The 8,479-nt window shown below is 42.4% G+C and carries 18 protein-coding genes and 1 pseudogene; all 19 read right to left on the bottom strand.

Going from position 1 to position 8,479, the window contains the following annotated elements; genetic code table 11:
- Nucleotides 1-121 precede the first annotated feature (121 nt).
- A complete protein-coding gene (gene rplR / locus ACFIO3_RS04185) occupies nucleotides 122-484 on the bottom strand; it encodes a 50S ribosomal protein L18 (protein WP_375606710.1) in 363 nt (120 codons plus the stop codon).
- Between the two features lie 12 nt (nucleotides 485-496).
- A complete protein-coding gene (gene rplF / locus ACFIO3_RS04180) occupies nucleotides 497-1,030 on the bottom strand; it encodes a 50S ribosomal protein L6 (RefSeq protein WP_273791413.1) in 534 nt (177 codons plus the stop codon).
- A gap of 39 nt (nucleotides 1,031-1,069) precedes the next feature.
- A complete protein-coding gene (gene rpsH / locus ACFIO3_RS04175; RefSeq protein WP_375606711.1) occupies nucleotides 1,070-1,468 on the bottom strand; it encodes a 30S ribosomal protein S8 in 399 nt (132 codons plus the stop codon).
- 14 nt (nucleotides 1,469-1,482) lie between these two features.
- Nucleotides 1,483-1,788, bottom strand: coding sequence for a 30S ribosomal protein S14 (gene rpsN / locus ACFIO3_RS04170; RefSeq protein ID WP_375606712.1), 306 nt, complete (start codon nucleotides 1,786-1,788; stop codon nucleotides 1,483-1,485).
- A gap of 24 nt (nucleotides 1,789-1,812) precedes the next feature.
- Nucleotides 1,813-2,370 (bottom strand): 50S ribosomal protein L5, encoded by a 558-nt coding sequence (rplE, locus tag ACFIO3_RS04165; RefSeq protein ID WP_375606713.1) that lies wholly within the window; start codon nucleotides 2,368-2,370, stop codon nucleotides 1,813-1,815.
- Entirely contained in the window at nucleotides 2,363-2,677 is a 315-nt protein-coding gene (gene rplX / locus ACFIO3_RS04160) for a 50S ribosomal protein L24 (protein WP_273760562.1), read from the bottom strand. The genes rplE and rplX overlap by 8 nt, the downstream gene beginning before the upstream one ends.
- Nucleotides 2,678-2,689: 12 nt before the next feature.
- A complete protein-coding gene (gene rplN / locus ACFIO3_RS04155) occupies nucleotides 2,690-3,058 on the bottom strand; it encodes a 50S ribosomal protein L14 (protein WP_004855715.1) in 369 nt (122 codons plus the stop codon).
- A gap of 144 nt (nucleotides 3,059-3,202) precedes the next feature.
- Nucleotides 3,203-3,442, bottom strand: a complete 240-nt coding sequence (rpsQ, locus tag ACFIO3_RS04150) for a 30S ribosomal protein S17 (protein WP_012231991.1) — start codon at nucleotides 3,440-3,442, stop codon at nucleotides 3,203-3,205.
- A gap of 11 nt (nucleotides 3,443-3,453) precedes the next feature.
- The gene (rpmC, locus tag ACFIO3_RS04145; protein ID WP_375606714.1) at nucleotides 3,454-3,654 is read right to left on the bottom strand and encodes a 50S ribosomal protein L29; all 201 of its coding nucleotides are present in this window, start codon (nucleotides 3,652-3,654) and stop codon (nucleotides 3,454-3,456) included.
- A 12-nt stretch (nucleotides 3,655-3,666) separates the two neighbouring features.
- Complete coding sequence (gene rplP, locus ACFIO3_RS04140; RefSeq protein ID WP_375606715.1) at nucleotides 3,667-4,080, bottom strand: 50S ribosomal protein L16; 414 nt, start codon at nucleotides 4,078-4,080, stop codon at nucleotides 3,667-3,669.
- Between the two features lie 36 nt (nucleotides 4,081-4,116).
- Entirely contained in the window at nucleotides 4,117-4,827 is a 711-nt protein-coding gene (rpsC, locus tag ACFIO3_RS04135) for a 30S ribosomal protein S3 (protein WP_375606716.1), read from the bottom strand.
- Nucleotides 4,827-5,216, bottom strand: coding sequence for a 50S ribosomal protein L22 (gene rplV, locus ACFIO3_RS04130; protein ID WP_273791407.1), 390 nt, complete (start codon nucleotides 5,214-5,216; stop codon nucleotides 4,827-4,829). The genes rpsC and rplV overlap by 1 nt, the downstream gene beginning before the upstream one ends.
- Nucleotides 5,217-5,218: 2 nt before the next feature.
- Complete coding sequence (gene rpsS / locus ACFIO3_RS04125) at nucleotides 5,219-5,497, bottom strand: 30S ribosomal protein S19 (RefSeq protein ID WP_004855734.1); 279 nt, start codon at nucleotides 5,495-5,497, stop codon at nucleotides 5,219-5,221.
- A gap of 15 nt (nucleotides 5,498-5,512) precedes the next feature.
- Nucleotides 5,513-6,346: a 50S ribosomal protein L2 gene (gene rplB, locus ACFIO3_RS04120; RefSeq protein WP_375609445.1), complete on the bottom strand. Its 834-nt coding sequence runs from the start codon at nucleotides 6,344-6,346 to the stop codon at nucleotides 5,513-5,515.
- 20 nt (nucleotides 6,347-6,366) lie between these two features.
- Nucleotides 6,367-6,660, bottom strand: coding sequence for a 50S ribosomal protein L23 (locus ACFIO3_RS04115; protein WP_375606718.1), 294 nt, complete (start codon nucleotides 6,658-6,660; stop codon nucleotides 6,367-6,369).
- Nucleotides 6,657-7,277, bottom strand: a complete 621-nt coding sequence (gene rplD, locus ACFIO3_RS04110; RefSeq protein WP_375609444.1) for a 50S ribosomal protein L4 — start codon at nucleotides 7,275-7,277, stop codon at nucleotides 6,657-6,659. The genes ACFIO3_RS04115 and rplD overlap by 4 nt, the downstream gene beginning before the upstream one ends.
- Nucleotides 7,278-7,279: 2 nt before the next feature.
- Entirely contained in the window at nucleotides 7,280-8,017 is a 738-nt protein-coding gene (rplC, locus tag ACFIO3_RS04105; RefSeq protein ID WP_375606720.1) for a 50S ribosomal protein L3, read from the bottom strand.
- A 27-nt stretch (nucleotides 8,018-8,044) separates the two neighbouring features.
- The gene (gene rpsJ, locus ACFIO3_RS04100) at nucleotides 8,045-8,353 is read right to left on the bottom strand and encodes a 30S ribosomal protein S10 (RefSeq protein WP_005773267.1); all 309 of its coding nucleotides are present in this window, start codon (nucleotides 8,351-8,353) and stop codon (nucleotides 8,045-8,047) included.
- Between the two features lie 61 nt (nucleotides 8,354-8,414).
- Nucleotides 8,415-8,479 (bottom strand): annotated as a pseudogene (locus tag ACFIO3_RS04095) (elongation factor Tu); the annotation flags it as partial.

The raw sequence follows: 8,479 nt of genomic DNA, 5'->3' as shown, positions 1-8,479 counted from the left end.
TTTGTGCCATTCCTCATTCCTTTTTCTTTTCCGGAAGCACGATAATAAAGCTCCTCATCAAACCAGAAGAACCTAAACGAAACACTCTAAACTCTCCTTACACATTCATAAAGAGGAAAATTTAGAAATTCAAACCACCTTCACGAGCAGCTTCAGCCAAAGCCTTGACACGACCATGGTACACATAGGCTCCACGATCAAAAACCACGTCACTTACACCAACTTGCTTCGCACGCTCAGCAATTAACTTACCAATAGCGAAAGCGGCTTCTTTATTAGCACCACTCTTTAACGATTTTTTCAAATCACTTTCAAGAGTAGAGGCTGAAACAAGTGTACATCCCCGCAAGTCATCGATAACTTGAGCATAAATGTTCTGATTTGAACGATAAACACTAAGCCGAGGACGATCATGAGAAACCATTTTAATTCTACGACGAACACGCCTCGCACGACGTTGGATAATGTCCTTAGATGAAACCATAATACAAAATCCTTATTTCTTTTTACCTTCTTTACGGAAGATACGTTCATCTGCATGCTTAACACCTTTACCTTTATAAGGCTCAGGCCTACGATACTCACGAATCTCCGCTGCAACTTGTCCAACTTGCTGTTTATCAATTCCAGAAACAACAATTTCCGTTGGCTTAGGAACAGTCACAGTCACACCCGACGGAACTTTATAAACCACATCATGTGAGAAGCCCAGAGATAGTTGGACATCCTTACCCTGCAAAGCAGCACGATAACCAACCCCATTAATCTCCAATCTCTTTTCAAAACCATCTTTCACACCACAAAAAATGTTCTCAATCATTGAGCGCGACATACCCCATTTAGAACGCGCGTCTTTTGACTGATCCCGCGGCATAACTGATATGATATTTTCCTCAAGTTTGACCAAGACTTCATCATTGACGACGTAACTCAGCTCACCTTTTGGACCTTTTGCCTTAACCAGCTGACCTTCAACAGTAGCAGTAACTCCAGAAGGAATTGAAATGGGTTTCTTTCCAATACGAGACATTGTTCTAACCTACTTTTTCTTCCGTTTTCTTGACATAACTTAGAAAACACGACAAAGGAGTTCTCCACCAACATTCTGTTCACGCGCTTCATGATCCGCCATAACACCTTTAGGAGTCGATAAAATCGAAATACCTAAACCATTTGCCACCTGCGGAAGCGACTTAGCGGAAACATACACACGACGACCTGGCTTTGACACACGTGAAATCTCACGAATAGCAGCCAACCCTTCAAAATACTTCAACTCGATTTCAATTTCAGCTTTTCCATCACCTAAATCAACGCGATTATATCCCCGAATATAACCTTCTGACTGCAAAACATCAAGAACGTGTGCACGAAGCTTCGAAGCCGGAGTAACCACTTTGCCTTTTTTACGACCAAGTGCATTACGAATACGTGTTAACATATCACCAAGAGGATCTGACATAGACATTGAATAATCTCCTCTTACCAACTAGACTTTACAATACCAGGGATATGGCCCACAGAGCCAAGTTCACGCAATGCAATTCGCGACATTTTTAACTTACGGTAATAAGCCCGTGGACGACCTGAAACCTCACAGCGATTACGAACACGAACTTTTGCAGAATTACGTGGCAATTCTGCTAATTGAACGGAAGCTTTAAAGCGTTCTTCAAGAGAAACCTTCTGATCCATCACTATTGCTTTCAAACGTGCACGACGTGCAGCATAACGCTTCACCATCACCTCACGACGTTTATTTTTTTCAACGGCACTTACTTTGGCCATAATTTCACCTCGCTACGTTTGCCGTTACGAACGAAAAGGAAAATTAAAAGCACGCAATAGTTCACGAGCTTCATCATCCGTTTTTGCTGTCGTACAAACGATAATATCCATGCCCCAAATTTGATCAACTTTATCATAGTTAATTTCTGGAAACACAATGTGTTCTTTAATACCCATAGCAAAATTGCCACGACCATCAAAGCTTTTTGGATTTAAACCACGAAAGTCACGAACCCGCGGAAGAGCAATCGTAACAAGACGATCTAAAAACTCAAACATACGATCTTTACGCAATGTAACTTTAGCCCCAAGAGGCATTCCTTCACGAACCTTAAAGGTTGCAATAGAATTACGTGCACGCGTAATAACGGCCTTCTGTCCTGTTATAAGTCCTAAATCCTCAGCAGCAAGGGAAGGCTTTTTCGAATCAGCAGTCGCTTCACCTATCCCCATATTTATCACAATTTTATCAATCCGCGGAATTTGCATCGCATTTTTGTAATTAAACTTTTCTTGAAGTGTTTTACGGATCACTTCAAAATAATGCGCTTTCATACGCGGTATTTGTCTTTCCTCAGCCATTAATCAACTCTCCCGAACGCTTGGCAAAACGCACTTTATTACCATCTGCATTCATACGAAAACCTACACGTGTAGGCTTACCATCTTTAGGATCAGCAATCGCCAAATTAGACAGATGAATTGGAGCTTCCTTAGAAATAATTCCAGCCTCTTGCTTCTGCGTTTGACGTTGATGACGTTTAATCATATTAACCCCACGAACAAAAGCCTTATTATCTTTCGGATTAACCTTAATTACTTCACCACTACATCCTTTATCCTTACCGGATAAAACAACAACTTTATCACCTTTTCGAATCTTCTGCATAACATCTACTCCTTACAGCACTTCAGGAGCGAGAGAGATGATCTTCATATGATTCCTACCACGCAATTCACGAGGAACAGGTCCAAAAATACGCGTACCGATCGGCTCTTTTTTATTATCCACTAAAACCGCAGCATTACTATCAAAACGAATGACACTACCATCTGCGCGACGAATATCCTTAGCAGTACGAACCACAACAGCTTTCATAACATCACCTTTTTTAACACGGCCACGAGGAATTGCATCCTTAACCGAAACAACAATAATGTCACCGACCGAAGCATATTTCCGCTTTGAACCGCCTAACACTTTGATGCACATGACACGACGCGCTCCAGAATTATCAGCAACGTCGAGGTTTGTTTGCATCTGAATCATGACTGGCCACCTTCTCTTAACACATATATCCGATTGTATCTTTTACACACTCGGATTTGCCTGCCAAATAACGATAAAGTTATCGCCTTCAAATTTATCAATGATAACCACACTGTTAAATTCTAAAACAATAAGCTTAACTCATTACGCTACATTGTCTTTTACAACAATCCAACATTTATCTTTCGAAATTGGTCTAGATTCTTGAATAGAAACTTGATCCCCAATCTTGAATTGGTTGTTTTCGTCATGCGCTTTATAATTTTTAGACTGCCGAACAGTCTTCTTAAGAAGCGGATGAGAATAACGGCGTTCAACTTTGACAACAACAGTCTTATCACTTTTGTCGCTAATAACAACACCCTGCAAAACGCGTTTAGGCATCTCTTATTTCCTTAAACCTTACTTTCACTTATCTTTTGACGAAGAAAAGTTTTAATACGCGCAATATCACGACGAACTTGTCTAACGCGCGCAGTCTTTTCTAATTGACCTGTTGCTTTTTGAAAACGCAAATTAAATTGCTCTTTCTTTAACTTAGCCAATTCATCTTTCATTTGATCGAGCGTTTGCGCCCGTAATTCTGTGGCTCTCATCGCTTAACCTCATTATTCAGCAATACGCTGGATGAAACGCGTTTTTATAGGCAACTTTGCAGCACCCAATCTTAGTGCTTCACGTGCAACATCCTCCGGAACACCATCAAGCTCAAACATGACGCGCCCAGGAGCAACACGTGCAGCCCAATAATCAACACTTCCCTTACCTTTACCCATACGAACTTCAGTCGGTTTAGATGTAACCGGAAGATCTGGAAAAATGCGAATCCACACACGACCAGAACGCTTCATATAACGTGTAATCGCACGACGCGCCGCTTCAATTTGACGAGCAGTAACCCGCTCCGGCTCAACAGCCTTCAAACCGTAGGCACCGAAATTCAAATCCGTACCACCCTTCGAAAAACCGTGAATACGGCCTTTGAACTGTTTACGGAACTTTGTGCGCTTTGGCTGCAACATTGTTCTCTACTCCAAAATTTAGTTCAATCTCAAAAACTAAGCATTTTCGCGGCGACGATTCGATGAAGAACCAGATTGATCAACTTCCGTAGCACGACGTTCTGAAGCCATCGGATCATGCTCAAGAATCTCACCCTTAAAGACCCAAACTTTAATACCACAAATACCATAAGCGGTCTTAGCTTCTGCTGTACCGTAATCAACATCAGAACGCAAGGTATGAAGTGGAACACGACCTTCACGATACCATTCCATACGAGCAATTTCAGCACCACCAAGACGGCCAGAACAATTGATACGAATACCTTCCGCACCAAGACGCATAGCAGACTGAACAGCACGCTTCATTGCACGACGAAAAGCAACACGACGCTCTAACTGTTGAGCAATTGATTGCGCAATAATTGTTGCATCAATCTCCGGTTTACGAATCTCCACAATATTCAATGAAGTTTCAGCATCCGTCATTTCTGAGAGTTTATGACGAAGCTTTTCGATATCAGCACCTTTTTTACCAATAATCAAACCAGGACGTGCAGAATGAATCGTAATACGACACTTTTTATGAGGACGCTCAATAACGACCTTAGAAATAGCCGCCTGTTTAAGCTCCTCAAGCACATACGAACGAATTTTCAAATCTTCATGAAGAAGACGTCCATATTCACCACTATCAGCATACCAACGAGAGTCCCAAGTCCGATTAACACCAAGACGAAGTCCTATTGGATTGATCTTCTGACCCATTACGCGGCCTCCACTTTTTCGGTAACTTCACGAACAATAACAGTAAGATGCGAAAATGGACGTTCAATTCTACTCGCACGCCCTCGACCACGAACATGAAAGCGCTTCATCACTATCGACTTACCAACATAAGCTTCCGCCACAACAAGCGAATCAATATCAAGATCGTGGTTATTCTCTGCATTTGCAATTGCTGATTCAAGCGTTTTTTTCACAGTAGCAGCAATACGCTTACGTGAAAACATCAAATCAGCGAGTGCGACATTAACTCTTTTACCACGAATCATTGCAGCAACTAAATTAAGTTTCTGCGGACTAACACGAATTGTCCGTGTGACAGCTCTTGCTTCATTATCTTTAAGTTGGCGCGAAACTTTAGCTTTTCCCATTCCTACTTCCTCTTTGCTTTTTTATCGGCACCATGACCATAATAAGTCCGGGTAGGAGCGAACTCACCAAACTTATGCCCAACCATCTCTTCAGAAACAGAAACAGGAATGTGCTTATTACCGTTGTAAACACCAAAAGTTAAACCAACAAATTGCGGCAAAATAGTAGAGCGACGACTCCATATTTTTATAACTTCATTGCGCCCACTTGCACGTACCTTCTCTGCTTTACCAAGAAGATAGCCGTCAACAAACGGACCTTTCCAAACTGAACGAACCACTTCAGACTACCTTTCTCATTTCTTGCGTTGATGACGCGTACGCATAATAAACTTATCAGTGGCTTTATTAGAGCGCGTACGCTTACCTTTCGTAGGTTTACCCCAAGGAGATACTGGATGGCGCCCCCCTGATGTACGACCTTCACCGCCACCATGTGGATGATCAACAGGGTTCATAGCAACACCGCGAACATGTGGACGCTTACCACGCCAACGTGACCGACCTGCTTTACCATCATTAATATTCCCATGATCAGGATTTGAAACAGCGCCAACAGTTGCAAAACAGCTACTGGGAACCAAACGCTGTTCACCAGAATTTAAACGAAGAATAGCCATACCATGATCTCGTCCAACCAACTGCGCATAAGCACCTGCTGAACGTGCAATCTGCCCGCCTTTTCCTGGCTTCATCTCAACATTATGAATAATTGTACCTACAGGCATATTAGCAAGAGGCATAGCATTACCCGGCTTAACATCTACATTTAAACCAGCCATAACAGAATCACCAACACCAAGACGCTGTGGTGCAAGAATATAACTCAATTGCCCATCCTCATAACGGATTAAAGCAATAAAAGCGGTACGATTAGGATCATACTCTAAACGCTCAACCTTTGCTGAAACATCACGTTTAAGACGCTTAAAGTCGACAAACCGATAACTACGTTTATGTCCACCACCCTGAAAACGAGCAGTAACACGACCGCGATTATTACGTCCACCCTTTGAAGACAAACCTTCAGTTAATATCTTTACAGGTTTCCCCTTATAAAGGCAAGAACGTTCCACAATAACAAGCTGACGCTGCCCAGGTGTCGTTGGATTAAACTGCTTAAGTGCCATTATTCCTATCTCCGAGCCTCTTAAAGACCTGTCGAAACGTCGATAGTCTGACCACTGGCCAGAGTTACGATCGCTTTTTTGACATCACTCTGCCGACCAACTATACCTTTGAAACGTTTCACTTTACCCTTACGGACTATCGTGTTAACTGCTTTAACTTTTACGCTAAAAAGCGCTTCAACAGCAGCCTTAATCTCAGGCTTCGTCGCTTTCGGCGCGACATTAAAAGCAACTTGATTGTATTCAGAAATCATAGTCGCCTTTTCAGTAATAACTGGACTAATAATTATATCATAATGGCGAAGATCTGTCATTTAAAACGCTCCTCAAGAGCCTCAACAGCTGCTTTTGATAAAACAAGTTTGCTGCGACGCAAAATATCATAAACATTAATTCCCTGAATAGGCAAAATGTCAATATTAGGGATATTAGAGGCTGCACGAAAAAAGTTAATATCAATCTCCTTACCACCAATCAAGAGAGCGTTATTAAATCCAAGCTTAGAAAAATGAGAAACAAGTATTTTCGTTTTAGCATCCTTAACAGTCAACTCATCCACAATAATTAAATCTTTTGCTTTTAATTTCGCAGATAACGCAAGACGCAATCCAAGAGCACGAATTTTTTTAGGAAGATCATGCGCATGGCTACGAACCACCGGTCCATGTGCCTTACCCCCACCTCTAAACTGCGGCGCACGTGCAGATGAATGTCGAGCACGCCCAGTTCCTTTCTGTTTAAACATTTTTGCCCCTGTTCGCGACACATCAGAACGACCTTGGGATTGATGACTTCCCTGCTGACGACGTGCAAGCTGCCAACGAACAACACGTTGCAAAATATCCTCACGCGGAACAAGATCAAAAATAGCTTCAGAAACCTTTAATTTGCCAGCTTCATTACCATCAAGAGTTTTAATTACAAGATCCATTATTAGGCTCCCTCAACTTCAGAGGTTTCCGTCACCGGAGTAACCATTTCCGCTTTCTCCTTCACAAGACGGCGAATACCAGCAGGCTTTGGAGCATTATCAGGAAGACGCTTCTTCACAGCATCCCGTATCAAAATCCAAGAACCTTTAGAACCAGAAACAGCACCACGCACTAAAATTAAACCACGCTCACTATCAGTGGAAACAACTTCAATATTCTGTGTTGTTACACGCACTTGCCCCATATGGCCAGCCATTTTTTTGCCTTTAAAAACTTTACCAGGATCTTGGCACTGCCCTGTAGAACCATGAGCACGATGTGTGATAGAATTACCATGAGAAGCACGATGTCCACCAAAGTTATGTCGCTTCATAACACCAGCAAACCCCTTACCAATACTGGTACCAGTCACATCAACTCTTTGTCCTGGAACAAAATGTTCCACTGTAATCTCAGTACCAACATCAAGAAGATTGTCGGGACTCACACGAAACTCTGCTATTTTGGCTTTAGGCTCAACAGAAGCCTTAGCAAAATGTCCACGAAGAGCTTGTGAAGTATTCTTAACCTTAGCAAAGCCTACACCTAATTGAACAGCAGTATAACCATTCTTTTCAACTGTACGCTGAGCAACGACTTGACAATTCTCCAAACGAAGTACCGTCACCGGCACATGCTCACCAGCATCATTATAAATACGGGTCATGCCCAGCTTCTGTGCTATTACACCTGAACGCATCGGGTCTGTTCCTTCTGTCCTCAAACCTCAGAGCTTAATTTCTACATCCACACCAGCAGAAAGATCGAGCTTCATAAGCGCATCCACTGTTTGCGGCGTTGGATCAACAATATCAAGAAGACGCTTATGTGTTCGCATCTCAAACTGCTCACGACTTTTCTTATCGATATGCGGTCCACGATTGACCGTAAACTTCTCAATCCGCGTAGGAAGCGGAATGGGACCACGGACATTTGCACCGGTACGTTTAGCAGTCGATACGATCTCACGCGTCGACGTATCAAGAATTCTATGATCAAACGCTTTCAAGCGAATGCGAATATTCTGACTGTTCATGCTCTTTATTTCCCTGTTATACAAAGTGCCTTCAATAATCAAAGCACTCAACAAGCATTATTTATTCAATGATCTTAGAGACGATACCGGCACCAACAGTACGACCACCTTCACGAATAGCAAAAC

The sequence above is a fragment of the Bartonella sp. AD328YNZD genome, assembly GCF_042196425.1.
Note: the sequence above shows the minus strand (reverse complement) of the source record. Positions and strands in the feature narration are given on the sequence as shown.

Excerpts from the sequence above, each read along its gene's own strand:
- rplR (WP_375606710.1), bottom strand. The coding sequence starts at position 484 with ATGGTTTCATCTAAGGACATTATCCAACGTCGTGCGAGGCGTGTTCGT.
- rplF (WP_273791413.1), bottom strand. The coding sequence starts at position 1,030 with ATGTCTCGTATTGGAAAGAAACCCATTTCAATTCCTTCTGGAGTTACT.
- rpsH (WP_375606711.1), bottom strand. The coding sequence starts at position 1,468 with ATGTCTATGTCAGATCCTCTTGGTGATATGTTAACACGTATTCGTAAT.
- rpsN (WP_375606712.1), bottom strand. The coding sequence starts at position 1,788 with ATGGCCAAAGTAAGTGCCGTTGAAAAAAATAAACGTCGTGAGGTGATG.
- rplE (WP_375606713.1), bottom strand. The coding sequence starts at position 2,370 with ATGGCTGAGGAAAGACAAATACCGCGTATGAAAGCGCATTATTTTGAA.
- rplX (WP_273760562.1), bottom strand. The coding sequence starts at position 2,677 with ATGCAGAAGATTCGAAAAGGTGATAAAGTTGTTGTTTTATCCGGTAAG.
- rplN (WP_004855715.1), bottom strand. The coding sequence starts at position 3,058 with ATGATTCAGATGCAAACAAACCTCGACGTTGCTGATAATTCTGGAGCG.
- rpsQ (WP_012231991.1), bottom strand. The coding sequence starts at position 3,442 with ATGCCTAAACGCGTTTTGCAGGGTGTTGTTATTAGCGACAAAAGTGAT.
- rpmC (WP_375606714.1), bottom strand. The coding sequence starts at position 3,654 with ATGAGAGCCACAGAATTACGGGCGCAAACGCTCGATCAAATGAAAGAT.
- rplP (WP_375606715.1), bottom strand. The coding sequence starts at position 4,080 with ATGTTGCAGCCAAAGCGCACAAAGTTCCGTAAACAGTTCAAAGGCCGT.
- rpsC (WP_375606716.1), bottom strand. The coding sequence starts at position 4,827 with ATGGGTCAGAAGATCAATCCAATAGGACTTCGTCTTGGTGTTAATCGG.
- rplV (WP_273791407.1), bottom strand. The coding sequence starts at position 5,216 with ATGGGAAAAGCTAAAGTTTCGCGCCAACTTAAAGATAATGAAGCAAGA.
- rplB (WP_375609445.1), bottom strand. The coding sequence starts at position 6,346 with ATGGCACTTAAGCAGTTTAATCCAACGACACCTGGGCAGCGTCAGCTT.
- ACFIO3_RS04115 (WP_375606718.1), bottom strand. The coding sequence starts at position 6,660 with ATGACAGATCTTCGCCATTATGATATAATTATTAGTCCAGTTATTACT.
- rplD (WP_375609444.1), bottom strand. The coding sequence starts at position 7,277 with ATGGATCTTGTAATTAAAACTCTTGATGGTAATGAAGCTGGCAAATTA.
- rplC (WP_375606720.1), bottom strand. The coding sequence starts at position 8,017 with ATGCGTTCAGGTGTAATAGCACAGAAGCTGGGCATGACCCGTATTTAT.
- rpsJ (WP_005773267.1), bottom strand. The coding sequence starts at position 8,353 with ATGAACAGTCAGAATATTCGCATTCGCTTGAAAGCGTTTGATCATAGA.